General features: G+C 38.7%; 24 protein-coding genes. 14 read left to right on the top strand and 10 right to left on the bottom strand.

Annotation, left to right across the window (positions count from 1 at the left end; translation table 11 throughout):
- The first annotated feature begins 551 nt into the window (after positions 1–551).
- The 3 genes from H8744_RS00120 (at position 552) to H8744_RS00110 (ending at position 3,207) form a co-directional block, all read left to right on the top strand.
- Positions 552–1,130 (top strand): DUF6621 family protein, encoded by a 579-nt coding sequence (locus H8744_RS00120; protein ID WP_262432884.1) that lies wholly within the window; start codon positions 552–554, stop codon positions 1,128–1,130.
- A gap of 46 nt (positions 1,131–1,176) precedes the next feature.
- Complete coding sequence (locus tag H8744_RS00115; RefSeq protein ID WP_262432883.1) at positions 1,177–2,073, top strand: LysR family transcriptional regulator; 897 nt, start codon at positions 1,177–1,179, stop codon at positions 2,071–2,073.
- Between the two features lie 132 nt (positions 2,074–2,205).
- Positions 2,206–3,207 (top strand): YeiH family protein, encoded by a 1,002-nt coding sequence (locus H8744_RS00110; RefSeq protein ID WP_262432882.1) that lies wholly within the window; start codon positions 2,206–2,208, stop codon positions 3,205–3,207.
- Between the two features lie 99 nt (positions 3,208–3,306).
- Here the strand turns inward: H8744_RS00110 and H8744_RS00105 are convergent, their stop codons facing one another.
- From H8744_RS00105 to H8744_RS00080, 6 genes are all read right to left on the bottom strand, one after another.
- The gene (locus H8744_RS00105; RefSeq protein WP_305067402.1) at positions 3,307–3,924 is read right to left on the bottom strand and encodes a DUF4252 domain-containing protein; all 618 of its coding nucleotides are present in this window, start codon (positions 3,922–3,924) and stop codon (positions 3,307–3,309) included.
- A 40-nt stretch (positions 3,925–3,964) separates the two neighbouring features.
- Positions 3,965–4,480 carry a PG0215 family putative anti-sigma factor gene (locus H8744_RS00100; RefSeq protein ID WP_262432881.1) on the bottom strand — a complete coding sequence of 172 codons (516 nt, stop codon included), beginning with the start codon at positions 4,478–4,480 and terminating at the stop codon, positions 3,965–3,967.
- Positions 4,461–4,976 carry a GFO_1088 family ECF-type sigma factor gene (locus tag H8744_RS00095; protein ID WP_262432880.1) on the bottom strand — a complete coding sequence of 172 codons (516 nt, stop codon included), beginning with the start codon at positions 4,974–4,976 and terminating at the stop codon, positions 4,461–4,463. Before H8744_RS00095 ends, H8744_RS00100 begins: the two co-directional genes overlap by 20 nt.
- 289 nt (positions 4,977–5,265) lie before the next feature.
- On the bottom strand, positions 5,266–6,306 hold the full coding sequence (recA, locus tag H8744_RS00090) for a recombinase RecA (RefSeq protein WP_305067316.1): 1,041 nt from the start codon (positions 6,304–6,306) through the stop codon (positions 5,266–5,268).
- A gap of 38 nt (positions 6,307–6,344) precedes the next feature.
- Entirely contained in the window at positions 6,345–6,797 is a 453-nt protein-coding gene (gene bcp / locus H8744_RS00085; RefSeq protein ID WP_262432879.1) for a thioredoxin-dependent thiol peroxidase, read from the bottom strand.
- 5 nt (positions 6,798–6,802) lie between these two features.
- A complete protein-coding gene (locus H8744_RS00080) occupies positions 6,803–7,996 on the bottom strand; it encodes a saccharopine dehydrogenase family protein (RefSeq protein WP_262432878.1) in 1,194 nt (397 codons plus the stop codon).
- Between the two features lie 184 nt (positions 7,997–8,180).
- Here H8744_RS00080 and H8744_RS00075 point away from each other — a divergent pair, with 184 nt between their 5' ends.
- Positions 8,181–8,972: an META domain-containing protein gene (locus H8744_RS00075; protein ID WP_262432877.1), complete on the top strand. Its 792-nt coding sequence runs from the start codon at positions 8,181–8,183 to the stop codon at positions 8,970–8,972.
- 80 nt (positions 8,973–9,052) lie between these two features.
- Here the strand turns inward: H8744_RS00075 and H8744_RS00070 are convergent, their stop codons facing one another.
- Both H8744_RS00070 and H8744_RS00065 read right to left on the bottom strand, forming a co-directional pair.
- Positions 9,053–10,048: a FecCD family ABC transporter permease gene (locus tag H8744_RS00070; RefSeq protein ID WP_262432876.1), complete on the bottom strand. Its 996-nt coding sequence runs from the start codon at positions 10,046–10,048 to the stop codon at positions 9,053–9,055.
- Positions 10,048–11,175, bottom strand: coding sequence for an ABC transporter substrate-binding protein (locus H8744_RS00065; RefSeq protein ID WP_262432875.1), 1,128 nt, complete (start codon positions 11,173–11,175; stop codon positions 10,048–10,050). Before H8744_RS00065 ends, H8744_RS00070 begins: the two co-directional genes overlap by 1 nt.
- A gap of 519 nt (positions 11,176–11,694) precedes the next feature.
- On the opposite strand from H8744_RS00065, the gene dnaK reads away from it, so the two are divergent.
- The 9 genes from dnaK (at position 11,695) to H8744_RS00020 (ending at position 21,273) form a co-directional block, all read left to right on the top strand.
- A complete protein-coding gene (dnaK, locus tag H8744_RS00060; RefSeq protein ID WP_262432874.1) occupies positions 11,695–13,614 on the top strand; it encodes a molecular chaperone DnaK in 1,920 nt (639 codons plus the stop codon).
- A gap of 213 nt (positions 13,615–13,827) precedes the next feature.
- Entirely contained in the window at positions 13,828–14,388 is a 561-nt protein-coding gene (locus tag H8744_RS00055) for a helix-turn-helix transcriptional regulator (protein WP_009038133.1), read from the top strand.
- Positions 14,385–15,641: a site-specific integrase gene (locus H8744_RS00050; RefSeq protein ID WP_009038134.1), complete on the top strand. Its 1,257-nt coding sequence runs from the start codon at positions 14,385–14,387 to the stop codon at positions 15,639–15,641. Before H8744_RS00055 ends, H8744_RS00050 begins: the two co-directional genes overlap by 4 nt.
- Before the next feature lie 287 nt (positions 15,642–15,928).
- On the top strand, positions 15,929–16,288 hold the full coding sequence (locus tag H8744_RS00045) for a helix-turn-helix domain-containing protein (RefSeq protein ID WP_032945184.1): 360 nt from the start codon (positions 15,929–15,931) through the stop codon (positions 16,286–16,288).
- On the top strand, positions 16,288–17,661 hold the full coding sequence (locus H8744_RS00040) for a DUF3987 domain-containing protein (RefSeq protein WP_007563562.1): 1,374 nt from the start codon (positions 16,288–16,290) through the stop codon (positions 17,659–17,661). The genes H8744_RS00045 and H8744_RS00040 overlap by 1 nt, the downstream gene beginning before the upstream one ends.
- A 115-nt stretch (positions 17,662–17,776) precedes the next feature.
- On the top strand, positions 17,777–18,796 hold the full coding sequence (locus H8744_RS00035) for a DUF6371 domain-containing protein (protein ID WP_118940920.1): 1,020 nt from the start codon (positions 17,777–17,779) through the stop codon (positions 18,794–18,796).
- Positions 18,797–19,089: 293 nt separating this feature from the next.
- On the top strand, positions 19,090–19,464 hold the full coding sequence (locus tag H8744_RS00030) for a plasmid mobilization protein (protein WP_007563566.1): 375 nt from the start codon (positions 19,090–19,092) through the stop codon (positions 19,462–19,464).
- A 4-nt stretch (positions 19,465–19,468) separates the two neighbouring features.
- Complete coding sequence (locus H8744_RS00025) at positions 19,469–20,668, top strand: relaxase/mobilization nuclease domain-containing protein (RefSeq protein ID WP_229532997.1); 1,200 nt, start codon at positions 19,469–19,471, stop codon at positions 20,666–20,668.
- Between the two features lie 26 nt (positions 20,669–20,694).
- Complete coding sequence (locus tag H8744_RS00020) at positions 20,695–21,273, top strand: hypothetical protein (protein WP_009038137.1); 579 nt, start codon at positions 20,695–20,697, stop codon at positions 21,271–21,273.
- Positions 21,274–21,311: 38 nt separating this feature from the next.
- On the opposite strand, the gene H8744_RS00015 is transcribed toward H8744_RS00020, so the two are convergent.
- A complete protein-coding gene (locus H8744_RS00015) occupies positions 21,312–22,118 on the bottom strand; it encodes a tyrosine-type recombinase/integrase (RefSeq protein WP_007563571.1) in 807 nt (268 codons plus the stop codon).
- A gap of 62 nt (positions 22,119–22,180) precedes the next feature.
- On the opposite strand from H8744_RS00015, the gene H8744_RS00010 reads away from it, so the two are divergent.
- Positions 22,181–23,527, top strand: a complete 1,347-nt coding sequence (locus tag H8744_RS00010; RefSeq protein WP_262432873.1) for a restriction endonuclease subunit S — start codon at positions 22,181–22,183, stop codon at positions 23,525–23,527.
- Here H8744_RS00010 and H8744_RS00005 read toward each other — a convergent pair.
- The coding region (locus H8744_RS00005) for a restriction endonuclease subunit S (protein WP_151931211.1) at positions 23,507–24,830 on the bottom strand (1,324 nt) is incomplete at its 5' end. The two genes, H8744_RS00010 and H8744_RS00005, sit on opposite strands and share 21 nt — an antisense overlap.

Here is a 24,830-nt window from a genome sequence, read left to right as displayed (position 1 = left end):
TTTACCGTTGAATTTTACATTGATTTACTGGTTATTGCTACTCTATCTGCTGGATATGGTTACTTCATCTGTTGATTATGGTTATTTCATACGTTGGGAATAGCTATTTCATCTAATGGTAATGGTACTTTCATCGGTCGAATAAGGTTATTTTATATGTTTGGAAGCCATATTTTTCTCTTTTCATGACCTAAAACTACTTCTTTGAATGCTATTTCGACAATCTTATGAAGATAGTTGGTTATTGAAAATAGGGAAATAGGAACATATTGTCAGCAAAACATAGGAGTTTACTGAATTTTTAATGAAGGTAATGAAATGTTTAATTTGATCGACCATGGTAGTCTTTGTATGTTGGAAAATTGCATGGTTGGATTTAAAGTTTCTGTTTGATGTAGGCGTTGTCGTATATTGAGTTTTTATACTTTTTGTATGAAAGCCGAAGTAGAAAATGGTCCAAGTATTTAAACTTTTGAAAGATTAATGGTGTGCGGATAAAAGCTTTATTGTATCTTTGAACCACTGAATAAAGATAAGAATAGAACTCCACTATGAATGAAAAGATAAAACTTCCTGAAACGGTAATGTTGATTGATGCGGCATTCCTTAATTTTGTAATAGTTGATTTAAAGAAATATTTTGAGAACCAACTCAATCGTCCGCTACAACAGATTGATTTATCTTCGTTAACGACCTATTTGGCATTGGATGCCGGTATTATGGAAGGAGACAACAAAGTTCAACTATTGTTTGTGTATGATCAGAATTCTTCAAGATTGATCGATTGTAAGCCTGCCGATTTCAAAAAAGAATTGGATGGAGTGGCATTCTCTAACCAGTTTGGTGAGTTCTCTTTTGCGGGAGTGCCCTGTGAAGATATGGTGTCTCGGGGCGAGCTTTTCCTTGACATGCTTGACATAGTTATAGATTCTCCCGATGTGAAAAAATTGGTAGTTATTTCTTTTAATGAAGAGTATGGTGATAAAGTTGTTAAAACATTGAATGCTGTCAAAGAGAAGGAAATTGTCCAGTTTTGCATGAGTGAACCGGAAGGAACTGTTGAATATCGGTGGGAAATACTGGCTTTTCCATTGATGCAAGCTCTTGGTATCAGAGGGGACGAGTTATAATTGAAAACTTTGGTATAAATTACTAATCTGTTAACCGCTAATCCCTATGTCTGATTTTCGTTTGAAAGTATTTCGGAGTGTAGCGAATAACCTAAGTTTCACTAAGGCTTCGCAAGAGCTTTTTATCAGTCAGCCGGCTATCACGAAACATATTCAGGAGCTGGAAACTTGTTATAAAGCTCGTTTGTTTGATCGCCAAGGCAATAAAATCTCTCTTACAGAAGCCGGAAAATTGCTGTTGGAGCATAGCGAGCGGATTCTTGATGCTTATAAACGTTTGGAGTATGACATGCATTTATTGCATGACGATTATATTGGGGAGCTGAAACTCGGTGCCAGCACTACGATTTCTCAATATGTACTTCCGCCTTTGTTGGGTAGTTTTATACGTAAATTTCCTCAGGTTACTCTTTCCTTATTGAATGGAAATTCCCGCGGGGTGGAGGTTGCTTTGCAAGAACACCGTGTGGATTTGGGGCTGGTGGAGGGAATCTATCGTTTGCCAAATCTGAAATATACCACTTTTCTTGAAGATGAATTAGTTGCTGTGGTACATACTCGCAATAAACTATCTTTGCCGGAGGAAATTGAACCGAAAGATTTGGCAGGAATTCCCCTTGTGTTACGTGAACGTGGTTCGGGTACACTGGACGTTATAGAGCGAGCGTTACAACAGCATAACATCAAACTTTCTTCGCTGAATGTAATGATGTATCTTGGGAGTACGGAAAGCATCAAACTTTTTCTGGAGAATACGGATTGCATGGGCATCGTTTCAATTCGCTCTATCAGCAAAGAACTGGCATCCGGTACATTTCGTGTCATTGAAATCAAAGGCATGCAAATGATGCGTGAGTTTTGCTTTGTTCATCAACAGGGGCAGGAGGGAGGATTGTCGCAGGTATTCATGCAGTTTGCGATGCATCATAGCAAGAAGTTGTAAGTGGAGAAGTTGTAATGTCATATTTGGAATAGTTTATAACTAAAGGTTATTGCATATAATAAGAAACGATTGGCGCATACCGTAAAGTAAACCTACCTTTGCAATCGAAAAAAATAATTAAATATTAAAGATATGGTTTCAGCTATTACAAAAACATTGAAGATGAACAACAAGACAATTTATGTGTCGCTCGTATCGATTCTGACTTTATTTCTTTTATTGGACTATATTCCTGGCATGCATGCTCTTTCCGCATGGGTAACTCCTCCACTGGCATTATTCTTGGGATTGGCTTTCGCACTTGTTTGTGGGCAGGCACATCCTAAATTCAATAAGAAAACTTCTAAATATTTATTGCAATACTCGGTAGTAGGTTTAGGGTTCGGGATGAATCTTCATTCAGCATTGGCGTCCGGTAAAGAGGGAATGGAATTTACTATTATTTCAGTAGTCGGTACTTTGTTGATTGGTTGGTTCATTGGGCGGAAAATGCTAAAGGTAGACAAGAATACTTCCTATCTAATCAGTTCCGGTACTGCAATTTGCGGTGGCAGCGCGATTGCCGCTGTTGGGCCGGTTGTGAAAGCTAATGATAGTGAAATGTCTGTGGCACTGGCAACTATCTTTATTCTAAATGCGATTGCTCTGTTTATTTTCCCGGTTATAGGGCATGCTTTGGGAATGAGTCAACACGATTTCGGGACGTGGGCGGCCATTGCCATCCATGATACGAGTTCGGTTGTAGGTGCTGGTGCTGCTTATGGAGAAGAAGCCTTGAAAGTGGCTACCACTATCAAGTTAACCCGTGCGCTTTGGATTATTCCGATTGCGTTTGCTACTTCTTTTATATTTAAGAGTAAAGGACAGAAAATCAGTATTCCATGGTTTATCTTTTTCTTTATTTTGGCATTGGTTGTGAATACTTATTTATTGGGGACAACAGATTTGGGTGTTCAGATCGGCAATGCCATTAATGGGTTGGCGCGTAAAACCTTAACCATTACAATGTTTTTTATCGGGGCTTCCCTTTCAATTGATGTGGTGAAGGCGGTGGGCATTAAGCCATTAATTCAAGGAGTACTTCTGTGGATAGTGATCAGTTGCAGTACTCTAGCTTATATTTACTGTTTTTAAAGTAATGATATTCAATAAATATTCTTCTGATCTTTAAGTTTATGGCAGATATATAGAAAAATGGTATATCTGCCATAAATGTATTATATGGGACATAAGTTACTTATTTATTTCAGTGACATATGACCAATCTGAATTCTTCAACTCCTTTTTCAAGGCATCAAGTTCTTTTTTTAGATCGTTTAATTCTTTGAAGTCTTCCATATATTCATTGGGATAATCAATGTTTATATCGCTGATTGCACGTTTTATTTGATCTATCGGGTTGAGGTTTTCACTGGTTTTCTGTGATTTCACTATACTTTGGATATCTTTCAAAGTCATGTCTCCTACGAGACGGATGTATTTCAGCGTAGCAGGTCCGTCAGTAACCATAATGAGATCGCTTACATTCTCTCCTTTCCTTTGCACATAGAATGCCATACGAGAAACAATCCCTTTCTGTTTCATTAATAATTCGTATTTTTGGTTATTGACAACGCTTTCAATATCCCGGCGCATTTCTTTCTTTATCCGGTCATTCATGGTGGAAAGTATTTGTACCAGTTCCAGATTTTTTGCGATTTTGCCGATAGTGACATCTTTGGTGTATAGATCTGGATTCATTTCTATCATTGTTTTTGTAATGTAGACTGAAGATACATCACTCATATCGCTATACTTACTGAACAAGCTTTGAGCTTGGCAAAACAAAGGTAATAATAATAGTAAGCACATTAAAAAAGTTCTGTTTCTATTCATAATCTTATATTTTTAATTATAATATATCTTTTCTTATCTCTTTATTTGTTCTTTTTACTTCTTGCTGAGCTTCCACTACTTCTTCAATTCCTGTATTAAGCCCGGTAGCTACTTCTAATAAAGTGGCATGTAATATTTCATAAGCCGCTTGAGGATCATTGAACGTATTTTGTAGCTGTTGGCGGCCATTATTTTGGAGATAAATTATACTGTATCCTGTGCTGAGCAGAAGCAGTACACTGGCAGCTATTCCACCGATCCAACGCCAATTTTTGCGAGTTTTATTTTTTTGAAAGAACCGTAGTTCCTCTTCCTCTTTACGGTCAATCATCTTTATCAGCTTTTCTTCCAATCCTGTAGGTACCTCGGCTGGTGTCGGTCCATGAAATCCACAAAACAATCTTTTATCTTCTTTCAGATGTTCGGGAACATCTTCAGCACTGAAGTATTCTTTCAACATCTTTTCCTGGCTCTCGGTAGTGTTCCCTTCATAGAAAACAGCAAGTAGCCTTTCAATTTCCTCGACTCTCATAGTTGTTCAGTTTATTAAATTGTTCACGTATTTTTTTTCTGGCTCTTGATAATAGTACACGTATATTAATGGCATTCAATCCGGTAATATGTTCTATTTCTTCGAAAGAGCATTCTTTGACATCTCGTAAAATGATTACTTTTTGTTGTTGTTCGGGCAGTTGTGCAATGATTGCTTTCACTTGCCGGGCATCGTCTTTTATTTCCAGATCGTCCGATGGACAGGATCTTTGAAAATCTTTCAATTCGATTGTCTGCTTATTGGCAACATACTTCCCTGAACGTAACATGTCAAAGCACATATTTTTAATAAGCGTTACGCTGAATGCTTCCGGATTGCTGATAATTGCTAATCCATCTCGCTTATCCCATAGTTTTAAATAAGCTTCCTGTACCAAGTCTTCAGCATCTGCTTCGTTTTCCAATAGCCGGAAAGCTATATGGTAAAGTTTGCGATGAAAAGGTAGAAATTCTTTTTTAAAACTCTCAGCGTCCATGAATTGTTATTTTGTCTCAATGTTTATACCTGTTAGACGTGATCGGATGATTATTGTTACAGTGTAAGATGAAAATAAATGAGAAAAAGATATTGCTCCTAGTTTGAGTGCTTGGATAGGGAAGTGGGAAAATGTTTGATATTAAGATAAATAGGATCAGATGATTTTGGCAAAAAGGGAAGTATTGGGTGATTTGAAAAAGTGATTAGTGATTAATTTGGAGTAATGTGAATTAAAATATTCTTATTCATTAATCACTCGTCATTATTCACTAATCACTAGTTGCCATTTATTTTTTCGGTTCTTTTAGCTTCTCAAATATTAAAGCTTCCAATTCTTCTGCCAATTCAGGATTATCGGCAATACATTGTTTGGAAGCATCCCGTCCTTGTCCCAATTTGGTATCGTTATAGCTATACCATGAGCCGCTTTTCTTAATGATGCCCAAATCTGCTCCAAGATCGATGATCTCTCCTGAACGGGAAATTCCTTCACCGAACATGATGTCGAATTCTGCTTTACGGAAAGGAGGAGCTACCTTATTCTTCACAACTTTCACTTTCGTTTGCTTACCGATTACTTCTTCTCCATCCTTCAGCTGTTGCGAGCCGCGTATGTCCAGTCGTACAGATGCATAAAATTTTAAGGCATTACCACCGGTTGTCGTTTCAGGGTTACCGAACATTACACCGATTTTTTCGCGCAATTGGTTGATGAATATGCAAGTTGTGCGTGTTTTGCTTACAGCGGATGTTAACTTACGCAATGCCTGAGACATCAGACGTGCTTGAAGCCCAACTTTATTATCTCCCATATCACCTTCAATTTCAGCTTTAGGTGTCAGAGCCGCTACCGAGTCTACCACTATAATATCGATGGCGGAAGAACGGATCAACTGTTCTGCAATTTCCAATGCTTGTTCACCATTGTCCGGTTGAGAGATGAAAAGGTTGTCCACATCTACTCCGAGTTTGGCAGCATAGAAACGGTCGAAAGCATGTTCCGCATCGATAAAAGCCGCAATACCACCTGCTTTTTGCGCCTCAGCAATGGCGTGTATAGCGAGGGTAGTTTTACCAGAGGATTCCGGACCGTATATTTCGATGATTCTTCCGCGAGGATATCCACCTACACCGAGAGCTACATTCAGGGCGATAGATCCGGTTGGAATCACCTCTACTTGTTCAACTACTTCTTCACCCATTTTCATGATAGAACCTTTACCGAAGCTCTTTTCTATCTTGTCCATGGCAGCCTGTAAGGCTTTTAATTTTTCGCTTGATGCCATTTTATTATCTGTTTCAAAATTAAGTTCGTCTTTCTTAGCCATTTTTTTATTAATCTTTTAGCGATTTACTATTCCTTATTTTACTGCATGATCTGTGCGGCATGTTCTTTCGTTTTTACCTCTTTCGGAGTTATAATCCGTTCTACAACACCCTCTTCATTGATAAGAAATGTTGTACGGAAAGTTCCCATGTAAGCACGTCCGTATAGTTTCTTTTCTCCCCATACGCCAAACTGTTCCACCAACTTTTTATCGGTATCGGCAATAAGTGTAAAGGGTAAATTATTCTTTGCAATAAACTTCTGGTGCGACTTCTCATCATCTATACTTACTCCGATCACTTCATAACCGGCATTCCGTAATTCGGAATAATTATCGCGCAGATTACATGCCTGAGCTGTACATCCCGAAGTGTTATCCTTAGGGTAGAAATATAATACAATTTTTTTGCCTCTATAATTACTAAGGCGGATTTCTTCACCTTTTTCGTTGACTCCTAACAGCTCAGGAGCTTTATCTCCTACGTTTATCATTTTTCTTATAATTCTAAATCACCATCAAATACTTCATGCCAAGGCAATCCCTGCTTGTTAAGTTGCTCCATGAAAGGATCAGGATTGAATTCTTCCACGTTGTTTACTCCCGGACGTTTCCATTCTCCTTTGAAGAACATCATTGCACCGATCATAGCCGGTACACCGGTGGTGTAACTTACACCCTGCATACCAGTTTCTTTGTATGCTTCCTGATGGCTACAATTATTATATACGTAATAGGTACGTTCTTTTCCGTCTTTCAATCCACGAATGCGGCAGCCGATGGAAGTTTCCCCTTCGTAGTTTTCACCTAAATCTTGTGGATTTGGCAATACTGCTTTAAGGAATTGCAAGGGAACTATTTCAACGCCATTATACTGTATAGGATCGATACGTGCCATGCCTATATTTTGAATCACACGTAAATGAGTCAGGTATTCCTGACCGAAAGTCATCCAGAAACGGGCACGTTTGATCGTAGGATAATGTTTCACCAATGATTCTAATTCTTCGTGATAAAGTAAGTAAGAATCACGTGCCCCGATGTTGGGATAAGTCAGGTCTTTGTGAATCTCCAGCGGACCGGTTGTAACCCATTTGCCATTTTCGTAGTAACGTCCGTTTTGAGTTATTTCACGGATATTGATTTCCGGGTTGAAGTTAGTTGCAAATGCTTTATGGTGGTTTCCCGCATTGCAGTCTACTATATCAAGATATTGAATTTCATCGAAGTAATGTTTGGCGGCATAGGCTGTATAGATGCCACTTACTCCTGGATCGAATCCGCATCCGAGGATGGCTGTGAGTCCGGCTTCTTTGAAACGATCGTGATAGGCCCATTGCCAACTGTATTCGAAATGAGCTTCATCTTTCGGTTCATAATTAGCTGTATCCAGATAGTTTACTCCGGCTTTCAGACATGCTTCCATGATGGTTAAATCCTGATAGGGAAGTGCAACGTTGATCACCATTTCCGGTTTGAAATCGTTGAACAGAGCGACAAGCTCTTCTACATTATCAGCATCTACTTTGGCTGTTTTTATAGTAGGATTGCCTATAGCTTTGACGATATCGTCACATTTTGATTTCGTACGGCTGGCAATCATGATATCAGTAAATACATCGGCATTTTGTGCCACTTTGTGTGCAACAACGGTACCTACACCGCCCGCACCGATAATAAGAACTCTACCCATTTCTTTAATTAAGAATTAAAAGTTAAGCATTTAAGAACTGTTTATGGAACAAATATACGGCAATATTTTCAGATAATCATTTCACGGTACAGTTTTTCTGTACTATATAATGAAACAAAAGTGGAGACTTTATGTTATTTTTGATATCTTTGCATCGAAATTTAACTTAAACGTTATAGAATAAATGAAGAAAGTATTTGTTTCTGTTATGCTTGCAGGTGTAGCACTTGCAATGTCGTCCTGCCGTTCTAGTAAAGAGGCAACCTCCTTGTCATCAATGAACGGAGAATGGAATATTATTGAAATAAACGGTGCAACTGTTACTCCGGTTCAGGGGCAGCAAGTTCCTTTTATTGGTTTTGATACTACTACTGGAAAATTGTATGGGTATAGTGGTTGCAATCGCATGATGGGATCATTTGATGTGAATGCCAAACCTGGTACAATTGATTTAGGAGCTATCGGAAGTACTCGTATGGCGTGTCCTGATATGACAATGGAGCAGAATGTATTGAGTACATTAGGACAAGTAAAGGGATATAAAAAAATGGGAAAAGGCCATATGGCCCTTTGTAATGCATCCAACCGTCCGGTTATGGTATTAGCAAAGAAAGCTGCAGATGTTACTGTGAAGAATTTGAATGGCGAATGGAGCATTAAAGAAGTGCATGGCGAAACCATACCGACAGGAATGGAAAAGCAACCTTTTATTGCGTTCGATGTAAAAGAGAAGAGAATCCACGGAAATGCCGGTTGTAATTTGATTAATGGCAGTTATGAGACGGTGGAAGGTAATGAACTTTCTATTTCATTTCCAGGTGTAGCGGCAACAATGATGGCTTGTCCGGATATGGAGATTGAAGGCAAGATTCTGACTGCCTTGAATGAAGTAAAATCCTTTGGGAAACTAGCCGGAGGAGGCATTGGATTGTATAATGCTGACGGTACATTAGTGTTGGTGCTTGCTAAGAAATAAAGAATAATAGATTCTCTGTATAATACGGAGATGGAGTTGTGACCCGGGTACAGATCATCTATACCCGGGTCACTATGTGTTTAGCTTCTATTTTTCAGAATGATCCAGATAATGATAGGAGCCCCGAAGAAAGCGGTTACGGCATTTATAGGTAAAGTTCCCTGAAAACCGGGCATTTGTGATATGAGATCGCATGTAAGCAAAATGATGGCTCCGCATAACATCGAAGCCGGAAGAATGATCCGGTGGTTTGGGGTGCGGAACAGACCGCGGGCTACATGGGGCATAGTTATGCCGATAAAACCTATTGGACCTGTGAATGCAGTTGAAGTTCCTGCCAATAATGCCGTAGCAAGTATTATCCAGAGACGAAGGCGAGTGACGGAAATTCCCAATCCGTTCGCATAATTTTTACCAAGTAATAGGACGTTAAGCTGTTTTTGTAAGATTAAAGATAGAATTATCCCTCCTGCTATGATGGGCGCCATGACACCCATATGTTCCCAACCCACAGATGAAAGGCTGCCGAATGTCCAGGTTATGAACAATTTTAAGGTATCAGGATTACTCATACTTTGCAGGATACTTACAATGGCACCGGCAAAATAACCGAACATCATACCTATAATTAATAAGGATACCATTTGTGGTACGCGAATAGAAACGATAATAACCAGAAGTAATACACATACGGCTCCGACAATAGCCGCTATGACCTGTCCCCATCCTGCGACAATCCAGAAAGGGAGTACAGAAGTCCCTAAAGTCAGCAAAGCCACTCCCAGACTGGCACCGGAGGTAACTCCCAATACATCTGGACCCGCCAGTGGATTATGAAATAAAGTCTGCATCAACACACCTGCTACAGATAGTGCTGCTCCGGCCAATATTGCTGTCAGTGCTTTTGGAAGACGGTGGTTGAGGATGATTTCCTGATAAATAAGATTATCATTCCCTCCAGTTAAAGTATTCCATACATCAATAAATGACAGGTTGACACTACCAATGGCAATATCAGCCAAAAAGGCGAAGAACAATAAACCGGTCAGGAATAGGAATAAAGGGGTTTGTTTCATTATTTTAGTTGTTCAAAATAGGTCAATTCATAATCCGGATAAAGATTAGGATGACAAATTTTTATCATATCACTTAACAATAAATCCGGCCTTGCTACGCCACTTTCCCAATAATCGTTGCCTCCGGATGCATTCATACGCTTATTCATGTTATATACTTTCCCTTCTTTAAAAGCTTTGAAAAGTTTGTATTTACTATTTGTCTGCCCTAATTCTTCAAGAGAAGAAGCTTGTACACCGATCCATAAATCCGTATTATTAAACTTCATAAGCACTTCTTCTATGGTACAGCCAACGCTGGTATTAGTGGAGTCCTGTGCAAACTTGTATGAGGCACCTGCATCGCGAAATAATTGTGCAGTATAGCTTTTGCCTCCAGGTAATGACCAAGTTCCTCTGTAGTCCTGACCAGAAAAAATAGAAGGAGAGTAGGAGAGTTGGCTTACATCCTTTTTTATGTTATTGTATCGCTTTTCCACCTCTTTATATATACTATCTGCCAGTGCTTCTTTATCAAAAAAAGCTCCGATGAATTTGATCCATTCTGCGCGACCAAGCAAAGTAGGTTCTTGCCATTCTATATTATATATGATATTGAGTCCGGTCTGGCGCATCCGTTTGCTGTTTTCATCATCTGTATTATAAGCGGTTGTCATGACGGCTTGGGGATGTAAAAGCAGCAAGTTTTCTATATCGAGATTAAAAGCATCTCCTAGGTCTTTGATATTACCTTCTTTGACACCTTGTAAGATGGTGGGATTATAAATGTAGTCAGAACTGCATACGCCTGTAACTTTGTCTAGTTCATCCAACAGAGCAAGGAAACCAAGATGAGTGGCAGAGTTAGCCATCATGCTTTTCAAAGGTATGTTGATTTTACGACCATCTGGAGGTACTTCAGTCTCATTATTTTTTACAAGGTAATATTTATCATAGATTTCTCCAGGTTTCCAAGGATTATAGACTGTTACAATCGTATATTGTTCTGCATGAGCTATACTAAAACCTTTTGCTTGTGAAAGCATAACAGGAGTACTGTTTTCTTGATCAACTCCGTTTTGCTGTTGTTTACTACCACAAGCTGCCAATAAAAAGATTAGGCAAAAATAGATAAAACGATATGTCATATTTAATTTCATTATGTTATATGAATTAGATTATTGCTATTTGATTAATCTAAAAAATATAGAGAACATAAATTACATTTTTGTTTTATGAATAGTCGATTCATATACAAATAATTTAAATTCCGTATTTGATTGTTTTCCGAGTTCACCTGTCATTATGATATAATAATGATCAGGTTGATTTCTTAATCTACAGATAGTGTGTCCTTTCTGAAAGATAAGTGAAGAATTTCGTAAAACACTGCAAAGATAGGAAATAATTCTTTTCTTTATTGAACCAGAGCTATCTTCATTTGTTGTAAGGGGCAGTTGCATGCAGTTTTAAGCCATTGCTGTGACAGTTATTACATTTTAACTTCTGTCTTTTTGGCAGAAAGCATGTCACTGACAAATGTAATTTCCTTTTGGCACACGGTTTGTCCTTTACTCATCGTCCGTTTGGAAGTCTCCCTTAAAGGAATGGGATCAGAACCGGACAAAAGGAAATTTGAATAATAATAATATAAAAAGTATAAAATCATGGGAAAGATTATTGGTATTGACTTAGGAACTACAAACTCATGTGTTGCTGTATTTGAGGGCAACGAACCAGTTGTTATTGCAAATAGTGAAGGAAAACGTACGACTCCTTCTATCGTTGCTTTTGTTGATGGCGGTGAACGTAAAGTCGGTGATCCTGCAAAACGTCAGGCTATCACTAACCCAAAACGTACTATATACTCTATCAAACGTTTTATGGGTGAAAATTGGGATCAGGTACAGAAAGAAGTTACCCGTGTTCCGTATAAAGTGGTAAAGGGAGACAACAACACACCACGTGTAGACATTGACGGACGTTTATATACACCGCAGGAAATCTCAGCAATGATTCTGCAAAAAATGAAGAAAACAGCTGAAGATTATTTAGGACATGAAGTGACTGAAGCGGTTATCACTGTCCCTGCATATTTTTCAGATTCACAGCGTCAGGCTACGAAGGAAGCCGGACAAATAGCCGGATTGGATGTAAAGCGTATTGTAAACGAACCGACAGCTGCAGCATTGGCTTATGGTCTTGACAAGGCGCATAAAGATATGAAGATTGCCGTATTTGACCTTGGTGGTGGTACGTTTGATATCTCAATTCTTGAATTTGGTGGAGGTGTATTTGAAGTTCTTTCTACTAATGGTGATACTCATCTGGGTGGTGATGATTTTGATCAGGTGATCATTAACTGGTTAGTTGAAGAGTTTAAGAAAGATGAAGGCGCTGATTTAACTCAGGATCCGATGGCATTGCAACGTTTGAAAGAAGCTGCTGAAAAAGCAAAAATCGAATTGTCTTCTTCTACAAGTACAGAAATTAATTTGCCATATATTATGCCGGTAGGTGGGGTACCTAAACATTTGGTTAAAACATTGACCCGTGCAAAATTTGAATCATTGGCTCACAGCCTAATTCAGGCTTGTCTTGAACCATGTAAAAAGGCTATGAGTGATGCAGGTTTAAGTAACTCTGATATTGATGAAGTAATTTTGGTTGGTGGATCTTCGCGTATACCTGCAGTACAAAAATTGGTTGAAGATTTCTTTGGTAAAGCTCCATCTAAAGGTGTGAATCCTGATGAGGTAGTGGCTGTAGGTGCTGCTGTTCAAGGTGCTGTCTTGACAGATGAGATCAAAGGTGTAGTTTTGCTTGATGTTACTCCGTTATCAATGGGTATTGAAACATTGGGTGGTGTAATGACAAAGATGATTGATGCCAACACTACTATCCCGGCACGTAAAGTTGAGACATTCTCTACTGCTGCAGATAACCAGAGTGAAGTAACCATCCACGTTCTTCAGGGCGAGCGTCCGATGGCTTCTCAGAATAAATCAATCGGTCAGTTCAATTTAACGGGTATCGCTCCGGCTCGTCGTGGGGTTCCTCAGATTGAAGTAACTTTCGATATCGATGCTAACGGTATTTTGAAAGTATCTGCAAAAGATAAAGGTACCGGTAAGGAGCAAGCAATCCGTATAGAGGCTTCCAGTGGTTTGAGTAAGGAAGAGATTGATCGTATGAAAGCAGAAGCTGAGGCCAATGCTGAAGCAGATAAGAAAGAACGTGAAAAGATAGACAAACTGAATCAGGCCGATAGTTTGATTTTCTCTACTGAAAATCAGTTGAAAGAATTGGGTGATAAGTTACCTGCTGATAAGAAGGCTCCGATTGAAGCCGCTCTTCAAAAATTGAAAGATGCACATAAGGCACAGGATATATCTACTATTGATAGTGCTATGGCTGAATTGAATACTGCTTTCCAAGCTGCTAGTGCTGAAATGTATGCTCAGGGTGGTGCCCAAGGCGGTGCCCAGGCTGGTCCGGATATGAACGGAGGACAAGCTAATGGTGGGCAGTCTAATGGTGGGCAGGATGAACATATTCAGGATGCTGATTTTGAGGAAGTGAAGTAAGTATCGATAAATAACGATAACAATAAATAGGAATATAGGGTGTAACTCAACAAGTTACGCCCTATATCTTTTTGTAGACTTTTCTTTGGCTTTGCTTATTTCTCGGATTTTTATCGTATATTTGTACCATAATTGTACCGACACTTAAAAGTAGATAATGTGACACTTACAAGAATGCCGGTATTGAGAATGAGGAATATAAGTAAAAAGATTATGCCAGCAGCAAAATTTGAAATAAAACGGAAGTGCCAGATTTGTGGAGAAGAGTTTTTAGCCAAAACAATAGAATCTTGGTATTGCTCTCCCAAATGTTCCAAAATTGCATGGAAGCGACGCAAGGATGAAGAACAAAGATTGCAAAGGTTGGACGAAGTGGTTAAGAAGATACCCAAGTCCAAAGAGTACATCACGGTTCCTGAAGCATACGCATTGTTTGGCATAAGCAAGGAAACTCTTTATCGTTTGATTCGTAAGGGTACAATCCCCAGTGTAAATGCAGGAGAAAGACAGACATTACTATCAAAAGCAGAACTGATGAAACTCTATCCTCCACGCAAGAAAGCTCTCACAAAGCCGAAACCTGTTGCCAAACTATATAGTCTGGAGCCGAAAGATTGTTATACCATTGGAGAAATCACAGAGAAGTTTCTTGTGAATGAAAGTACAGTTTATCTCCATATACGCAAATACTCTATCCCTACTCGGCAGATTGGGAACTTTGTGTATGTACCCAAGAAAGAAATTGATAACTTATATAAAGGTGTGAAGCGATGAAGAAAGCATTAGTCAATACACGAGTGTCGGTAAAGCTCCGCAAATCTGAATATCGTGATGAATGGTATCTTTATGTGGAATCTTATCCTGTATTTCAATCCGGAAAAGATACGCCACAAAGAGTGCGTGAATATCTCAATCGTACCATTACAACACCTATTTGGGATAAGTCACGCAATGCAAGGACTAATGCCGAAGGCAAAACCACTTATAAGCCGAAGCGAGATTTGAACGGTGTCATTCAATGTAAGTCGCAATTAGACCAGGAATCATGTATCTATGCCGACAAGGTCAGAAGCCTACGACAAAAGGAGTACGACAATGCAGCTTTATATGCCGATACCGATGCAGAACAGGCGGAGCAGTTGGAACGCTCCCGAAGTAATTTCATTGAGTACTTCGACCATGTGCAGCGAACAAGGCATGCCCATAGCTCTGATTCTATCATTGTCAACTGGAGGAGAGTGCATGAATTATTGAAGATTTTCGCAAAAGGTGACACCATTCTCTTTTCGCAAATAGACTTAAAGATGGTTGAATCGTTCCGGCAATTCATAATGAATGCCCCACAAGGAGGCACTAAACGAGGTACGATTTCTCAAAATACAGCAGCAACCTATTTCTCTATCTTCAAAGCCGGATTGAAACAGGCTTTTATAGACGGATATCTGACTATTGATATTTCTGCAAAAGTCAAAGGCATTCAAGAAAGGGAAAGCCGGAGAGAATATCTCACGGTAGAGGAATTGAACCGACTGGCTCAAACACCTTGTGACCCATTACTGAAACGTGCTGCCTTGTTCTCTGCTTTAACAGGAATCCGTCATTGCGACATTCAGAAGTTGAAGTGGTCGGAAGTGGAAATGTTCAATGGAGGCTATCGGTTGAATTTTACTCAGCAAAAGACAAAAGGAGTTGAATATATGCCTATATCAGAGCAAGCATATAATCTCTGTGGAGAGCCAAAAGAGGGTGAACTTTTGGTTTTTGCCGGACTTCCTGACCCTTCTTGGATAAACCGTCCTGTCAAAAAGTGGATTGAAGCTGCCGGAATCACCAAACACATTACCTTCCATTGTTTTAGGCACAGCTACGCAACCCTGCAACTGGCTGGAGGAACTGATATTTATACGGTCAGCAAAATGTTGGGACATACAAATGTGCGAACAACACAGGTGTATGCAAAGGTTGTTGATGAAAAGAAAGAGAAAGCTACAGAAACCATTAAATTGGATTTATCTCAAACAAAATAACCATTATTATACTTTGTAAGTATAGCCATCTGCGTAAAATCTGCGTGGGTGGCTTTTTGTTTTTATCTATGGTCTTTTCTTCTGACCATCTTATGATCCCTTTATGATTGAAGACATTATCATAAAAATCTACTACTGATATTCTCCACTATTCATGTTGATAATCAATGGGTAATCCTTATGATGATTATGTTTCGTTACTGCTTATTTATGTGATGTATTACACTATGAAATCAGTATGCGTAATCGCTGTTATTTTGCCGAAAAATCAAAAAACAAGTAGCAATATGAGTGAGAAGAACATTACATTTGAAGATTTACCCAAAGCAATGTCGTGGTTGATGGATAAATTGAATGAGCTGGATTCTAAAATAGATGGATTAAACAATCAGAATCAAAGCGTTCCAACCGAACAATGGATGAACCTTAAGGAATTGTGTGATTATATTCCCAGTCACCCGGCAGAGCAAACTGTATATGGCTGGACGAGTTGTCATCTAATCCCATTCCACAAAAGAGGGAAGCGTATCATGTTTCTAAAATCGGAAATTGACGAATGGCTCCATGCTGGCAAAATCAAATCTGATAAAAACTTGGAAGATGAAGCCGCCCAATTCATAAAGTCAAAAAGAAATACCAAATTCTAATGGATTCAACCAATTTATGCAATGCGCTCAGAATGGAATTTGAAGGGATCTTTGAAAACAAGATTCCTTTGGATGCTTTTCCTGCCAAAATTCAAGATATGATATTGGCTCTATCCCGACAAGAGAATTATTCCATAGAATATATGATGGCTTCTCTTTTGGTGGCAGTGTCAACCGCTATCGGCAACGCTGTCAATATTCGTATTCGTGGTGGATGGATTAGTAATCCTGCCCTTTATATGATATTGGTAGGTCGTCCCGGAATGGGCAAAACCCCACCTTTGGATTTTGCATTCCGTCCTATCCGAAAGCATGATGCCAAAATCATCAAACAATTTAAATTGGATATGGAGCATTATAATAGCTTGGTTGAAAACAATAAGGCTAAAAAAGACAAGTCCTCTTCATTGCCGGACAAACCAATTTTACGAAGAACCATCATATCCGATTTTACACCGGAAGCTTTAATGCGTGCGTTGGATGACAATCAGCGAGGTGTCGTGGTATATGTGGATGAAATTATGGGAATGTTTAATGCCGTGAATCAATATAGCAAAGGACAACTCATTGAGCAGCTATTGACAGCCTTTAGCGGAAAACCATTGGATATTTCAAGATGTAGCATCCCTGTACCTATTCATATAGAGCATCCTTTTATAAATATTGTCGGCACGATGCAAACGACACGTATGCACGAACTGATAGAGAAAGGATATAAAGACAATGGGCTGATAGACAGAATAATTTTTGTTTATCCATCGTCTCAGGAAATTTCAGATTGGGGGCTGGATGAAGAATCTTCCGTATCAACTTTTGGTAAATACTCATCAATGTGGGATTCTATTATAAATAAGGTAATTAGTTTGCCATTTATAGAGAATGAAGATGACAGAGCCATACATAATGTATTGGAATTTTCTTCGGAAGCCAAAGCCTATTTTACAAACTGGCGCAATAATGCAGTTCGGGCTGTTAATCAAATCCAAGATGATGGATTGGTGGATAGCAGAGTGATTAAAGCTCCCATGATTACGGCTCGTTTAGCTTTAGTCTTGCAAATCCTTCGTTGGGCTTGCGGTGAAGAACACAAGGATTTTGTGGATATTGACTCAACCAAATCTGCTATTGCATTGAGTGAATACTTTGAGAACTGTTATACCAACATTCAGAAATATATGTTGCGAGAGAGCGTTGAACCGCAAAAAAGAGAATTGCTTGATTGCCTTTCCGCAACTTTCACTACTGCCGATGCCATTCAAGCCGGAAAAGAAGTAGGGTTGTCGGAAAGGTCGGTAATGTATTCTTTGGTTAGCCTTGCTACGAATAAGGTTATCAAGAAAGTAAAGCGAGGTGAATATGAGAAGCTGCAATAAACGACACCTTTTGCAGTTTGCAGTTGTTGCAGTTTGCACTTTGCGCTGACATAGGATTTCTGCAAAACTGCAATAAGTGCAGACTGCACGGACTGCAATAACAAAATGAAGAAGTATGGCTGAATATAGATTTTCTCTTCAAAAATATAAGCGTGGGTCAAAACTTTCATGCCCGAAGTGTGGAAAGAAACAATGTTTTGTCAAGTACATAGATAGCCAAGGAGAAATAACTTTTCCTGATTATGTAGGCAGATGTGACCATGAGCAATCTTGCCAATACCATTACACTCCATCGGATTATTTTCATGATAACCCAATGGTAGTGGATTACAACAAGGATAACTTCATTGAAGCCGATAAGCCTAAGCCCAATTTACTGCCTCCAACCTCTTTTGTTGACAATGAACTAATGAAACGTACTCTTACTAACTATGGTATGAATCCATTGTACATCTACCTGTCTGGGATGTTGGGTAAAGATGAGACTTCTCGGATATTCCAACTATATCATGTTGGCACATCAAAGAAGTGGGGCGGTTCTACTGTCTATTGGCAAATTGATTGGCAAGGTAATGTACGAACAGGGAAGATAATGTTGTATGATGCAGAAACAGGACATCGGACAAAAGAGCCAAGAAGTTATGTTAGTTGGGTACATACAGAACTGAATCTCCCAAACTACAATTTGAAGCAATGTTTGTTTGGCGAACATCTGTTATCTGAGAATCCGACCAAACCTGTTGCTATTGTGGAAAGCGAAAAATCCGCTTTGATAGCTACCCATTATATGCCGGAATTTATATGGTTGGCAACAGGTGGAATGCATGGATGCTTCAAGTCTGACGTGGTAAGTGTATTGAAAGGTCGGTCGGTTATGCTATGCCCGGATTTGGGTGCAAGAGAGGTTTGGCAAACCAAGATGGCTTTACTCACTTCCGTATGTTCTAAAGTTGTATTGAGTGATAGTTTGGAACAATGCGCCACAGACGAACAGCGCAAGAACGGACTTGATATTGCGGATTTCTTATTGATGACAGAAACACCTGCGATGATACTTCAAAAGATGATAAAGCGAAATCCAAACCTACAAACTTTGATTGACTGCTTGCATTTGGAACTGGTGGATTCCGGTTAGTGATGTGTTTATGGAGAAGCCAAACTAAGGGGAAAGTAAAACTATTGATTATCCAAATGGATATAGGTGACAATAGCCACTCTTAAAGTTGACAGACAAATGGCATAGTTCGGACAAAGACAATGCTTGCACTAAGGTATGTAATGCTCCATTTTTAATGGGTATTCTATGCAAGAAGTACCACCGTCCGACAAAATGGTTTCACTCATTTGTCGTCTTGGAGGCTTCTTGCATTACTCGCAGGCTCGCAATGGATAGAACATTTTATTAATAAATTCCAGTTATAAACGCTTATGGATATACAACAAAACAATGGAAAACAGGGTGTTCGTACTCGTCATATAGACATTCGTCTGACTGAAAATGAGTATGAAATGATAGTAGAAAAAGCTGCCGAATGTGGACTGACACTTAGTAACTACGGACGAAAATTATTGCAAAATCACCATCCAAACAAACGACTTTCAGACGAGGAAGTACAAGGATTGAACTCTTTATCGGATGCACGAGCCGACCTTATCCGCATTCAGAATGTACTCAAAGGTAAACCTGATGAGATTAAAAAACGATATTTCCGAGATGAGAATTATATGCGTGCTTGGATAGAGGCAGTAAATAGGCTTATTGTCCGATGGGGACAAATACGAGACAGTATAAATCAAATTTGAAATTATGATAGCACAAGGAAAGGCAATTTCTCATGGAGCAAGAGCCATTGAGTATTCTATGGAAAAAGATAAAGCCCAGCTCGTTAAGGTGCATGACTTGCCAGAAAATATAGAACCTTTGGCTATGTGGTCACGGATGATGCAACACCAGCATCAATGTATGAAAGACAGATATAATCCGAAGCCCATAAAGCTGAACGCACTGCGCTTTGAAATATCTCCAGCCAAAGAAGAATCGGCAGGATGGACAATGACGGATTGGCAGAATTTGGCGGATGAGTTTATTGCAGTACTTGACGGCATTGACCGAAGATGTGGCAAACCAGATAGTCATCTTAAACCGACCAATATCAAAAATAGCCAGTATGTTGTTTCGTTACACACCGACAGCAAAAGTGGCATCCCTCACTTGCATATTGTAGCTAACCGCATAGACAATATGGGCAAGACAAACGATGCGCATTATATTGGTGAACGTGCCGTTCATGTTGCCAACATCATCAATGAGAGACGTGGCTGGGTGCAATCCGTGCAACGTCGTGATGAGAATATTCAGCAAATCAGTGAAGACTGCATCGCAATATTGAAAGCTATGCCAGAATTTGATTGGGAAACTTATAGCCAAATGTTAAACGCTAAGGGGTACGATATTAAGTTGATAAAGGACAATAAGGAAGTGGTCAAAGGGTACGCTATACGAAAAGGGAACTCTATTTATAAATCCTCGATATTGGGTAAAAGTCGAAAATTGATGCCATCAAAAATTGAAGCGACTTGGGTGGGATTACATGCTTCTGATAAACAAACTGCAATTCAATCAAAGGAAGTATGTACTCAAACGATGGCGCATAATAATAAAGAGGTGATGCCACAATCAAAGCCTTCTATTTACCACTATTCCATAACAGTGGATGGAGAACAACTCGAGGTTGATATACCAGATATGGTTAAGTCTGTCTTTGACGAAGAGTTTGGAAGCCTTGATGAAGAAGTCAAACAGACCAATTTATTCAAAGTTGCCGCCTTACTATTTGCCGGATATTTGGATGCAGCCACTTCTATGGCGGCTTCAAGCGGAGGTGGTGGCAGCCCCGGTAGCGGATGGGGTAAAGATAAGGAAGATGATGAGCGTAACTGGGCTGTTCGTTGTGCAAAAATGGCAAAATGGCTCTGCAAACCGATTAAACGTAGCAGGGGTAGATAGTATTTCATTTATAATCACATATAACCATGCGTAAAAGTAAATATGACCAATCTTCTTTGCCTGTGCAGGATAGCAAGAGCATAGATAGTGATGATAACATTAGCAAAATTGAAAATCGTGTTGATTTTGAAACCGAGCTTGTAAATCTCACGAATCAGATTAAGGACATCAAAGATGTTATCCAAGAATTGAAACAGATAAAAGCATTTGTAGATGCTTCAGTGTTAACTTTTGAAGAATCAGCACAGGTTCTTAATGCTGCAGTGAAAACATCCGACAATATCCCTGATACTATTAGCCGTGCAATTATTCAGGCAGAGAATACTGTTGTAAATGTCAAACTTAGCGATGAAGACAAGTCTATTTTTACAGAATATCGCAATAAATTGATTGAAGAAGAAAAATCTTTATTTGAGAAGCAGATAACAGAATTGAAGACACTTCATACGAATCACTGGAAAGAAGTCCATAAATGTGTGAAATCTGAAACTTCGTTTTCTCTTAATGGCAAAATAGCCAAATGTGCCGTTGTCGGATTCTGGATATTGTATGCGTATTTCTGTTTGACATTGGGAGGATTGATAATCTATATGAAGTTCTTTTAAGGAATTGGAAGGATGGATTGACCAACCTTCCAAATACATCACCATGTTATGACCTTATCAACAATCTCTTGTTGTTCGGCACTGCTACGCCTCAAATAAATACGAGTTGTTTCAATACTTTCATGTCCCATCAGGTCAGCAAGTAGAGAAATATCGTTGAACTTCTCCAAGAAATTTTTAGCAAAGCGATGACGGAATGAATGGGGGTAAACCACTTTCTCATTCAATCCGTATTTGGCTGCGTAGTTTTTCAACTGTTGCGCAATCCCTCTTGTAGTGATACGCTCACCAAAGCGATTAAGAAAAAGATAGCCGGTGGTACGATTGACTTTGCTAAGCCATTCTGTGGCTTCCTTGCGCAAGGACTTCGGAATGTAAATACGACGTATTTTGCCACCTTTGGTGTAGATGTCAAAATAACCCATCTGCACGTGTTCAGCCTTCATTTGGATTAGTTCACTGACTCTTGCTCCTGTTGCTGCGAGGAAACGAACTACGAAATACCATTCTTGGTTTTCCTCCTTTTTTAGTTTGTTTTTTAGAAAAGCGTAGTCGGCATTACTGATTACATTTTCCAAGTAACTCCGCTGCTGCACTTTGACGGATTTTAATCTCAAACGAGATTTTCCCATGCTATCAAGATACTTGTTCATTGCCTGAATACGAAGATTCACTGTCTTAGGCTTGAATTTCTCAATGAGATAGGTTTTATACACAAGCAAATTGCGCTTGTTCAATTCTTTGTGCCGGGAATAATACTCTTTTACGGCATAGAGATAAGCTGCAATTGTGTTCTCCGCCATATTCCCTTGACGAAGATACGTTTCAAAATTTTCAATGTTCATGTCAGATACATTATTAGTTAAACAATTCGTTATCATAATAATGTATGGTATTGCCTAATTCATTGAGTTCCTATTATGAGAAGTTTCTCGCTACCGGAGAGGTGAAGTGCATCGATGAGGAGATTCCGTTTGAGATACCGCAGGGGTGGGAATGGGTAAGATTAGGCAATATTGCAACGATTATTGGTGGTTATGCTTATAAAAGTCAAGATTTTATTAATAGTTCCAATAATCAAGTTCTCCGCTTAGGTAATATTAAGAATGATTTTTTAAAACATAATGCTTCACCAGTATATATATCTGATGACTTGGCAACCAAAACCGATAAATTCAGATGTCATTTAGATGATATTTTAATCACAATGACAGGCACACGCAAAAAAAGAGATTATTTCTTTTCATATAAGGTGGAACAGAATGACCTAAATTATTTCATAAATCAAAGAGTGGGTATTTTACGTTTTTACATAAGTGAAGTATCTATGTTTATGATTTATGCTCTAAAAGCAGAAAACACCTTACAAAATGTATTTCAATATGAAACAGGAACTGCTAACCAAGGAAATTTAGGAGCAGAAAACATAGCCAAAGTTTATATACCCCTACCTCCACTTTCTGAGCAACTACGTATAGTTTCAAAAATAAAAGAATTAATACCATTAGTCGAAGCCTATGAGCAAACGCAGAATGAACTTAATACACTAAATACCTCTCTCAACGAGCTGTTATGTAAATCTATTCTTCAAGAAGCTATTCAGGGCAAACTTGTACTTCAGGTTGCAGAAGAGGGTACGGCACAAGAGTTACTTGAACGAATACGACAGGAAAAATTGCAACTTGTCAAAGAGGGTAAGCTAAAGAAATCCGCCTTAACCGATTCTGTTATCTATAAAGGTGACGATAACAAGTATTATGAGAGGATAAATGCGCAAACCGTTGAGATTGAGCTTCCTTTTGAATATCCTAACAATTGGTCTGTGCTACGTTTGAAAGATATATGCCAACTGATAGACGGTGAAAAAAGAAACGGAAAGGGCATCTGTCTGGATGCAAAATACCTACGTGGTAAATCATCTGCTACCACTGTAGAGAAAGGAAAATTTGTCTATGCCGGAGATAACATCATTCTTGTAGATGGTGAAAATTCAGGTGAAGTTTTCACTGTTCCGCAAGATGGGTATATGGGGAGTACATTCAAACAGTTATGGCTCTCTTCGGCTATGTGGAAACCATATATTTTGGCTTTCATTCTGTTCTATAAAGAGGATTTGAGAAATTCAAAAAGAGGTGCGGCTATTCCGCACCTCAATAAAGAGTTATTCTACAATCTGCCTATTGGTATTCCACCTTATCAAGAACAGCAGCGTATTGCAAAACGGATAAATGAACTATCGCAGTTGCTCAAATAGTTTTTCTATTTGAGCAACAATGCGTTGTTGTTCTTTAATCGGAGGTAATGGTATTAATATTTCTTTTACTTTTGCTATACTTACACCACCTATAATGCCCGTTTTATTTAGGTTAAATAGTTCAAAGAACGATGGTGACTGTAGATAATAGTACATGTATTTCCCGATTCCAACAAATGGTGAGAAACAACATAACTTATTCCCAAAACATACATCTTGATTCAGTATTGCAATTTTTCTTCCGGCACTTCCACCTTCAATACACATCAATATTGAGTTATTGGGAGCAAGTCTAAAATCAGGTTCATATTGTTTTGGAATCGCAATGCCATTATCGTAAATAATCCGATTATTAAAATCAACATCCTTAGTTCCAATATAATAACGTCCTATAACATCTGTAAATTTTGATTTCTTTTTAGTTTCACTAATACTGTTGCCAGCGTAAATGTTTGCAATATGAGAAAGTCTTGTCCATACCCAATTCTTGGGAGTTTCAAAAGGTATCTGTTCTGTTATATCTAAGCACTTTTTACCTACCTGCTCATAATACTTGTTATCGTCACCACGGAAGATAATGGAATCGGTTAAAGCAGACTTTTTAAGTTTGCCTTCTTTGACAAGTTGCAATTTCTCTTGCCGTATTGGTTCAAGTAATTCTTGGGCTGTACCTTCCTCTGCAATCTGTGGAACTAATTTACCTTGTATTGCCTCTTGAAGAATGGACTTTTTTAAACTATGCCATATTTCTTTATTTATTTGGTTGAGTCTATTTTGACTATTTCCATATTGATAAATATATGGGTATAACTGATTTAATTTTGTAACAATGCGTAGTTGTTCTTCTTGTGGTGGAATAGGTAACAAGCAGTGCTTAATAATGAGTTGATTTATGTTGGGATCTTTTCTTGAACCTGCTGCAAAATCCATCCAAAATGGTCTTTGATATTCAATAAAAGTATGGATGTAATCCATATTACAAAATCCATTAGGCTGGATGGCACATACAGATTGGTTTATAGTTGTATCAAAATGCAAGATACAGTGTTTGCCTATTGTCCCAGCACCACCATACATTGCAACACACACTGAGGTTTGGGGTAAAATAGAAAGATTGTAGTCTATAATTGCTTTCGAGGTTATTTGTATTTCGGTTTTGTTCAAAATTCCATTGTTCAAGTCTGTTGTACGTACCCAATTGATATTGCCATTTTTATAATAATCTGGATTCCTACTTAATGGCGTAGAACCACTTGTTGTTTCAAAAATATTGCCAATTCTTTCCCATTGCCACCCATTTGGA

Source organism: Jilunia laotingensis (assembly GCF_014385165.1).
GTDB classification, from domain to species: domain Bacteria; phylum Bacteroidota; class Bacteroidia; order Bacteroidales; family Bacteroidaceae; genus Bacteroides; species Bacteroides laotingensis.
Note: the sequence above shows the minus strand (reverse complement) of the source record. Positions and strands in the feature narration are given on the sequence as shown.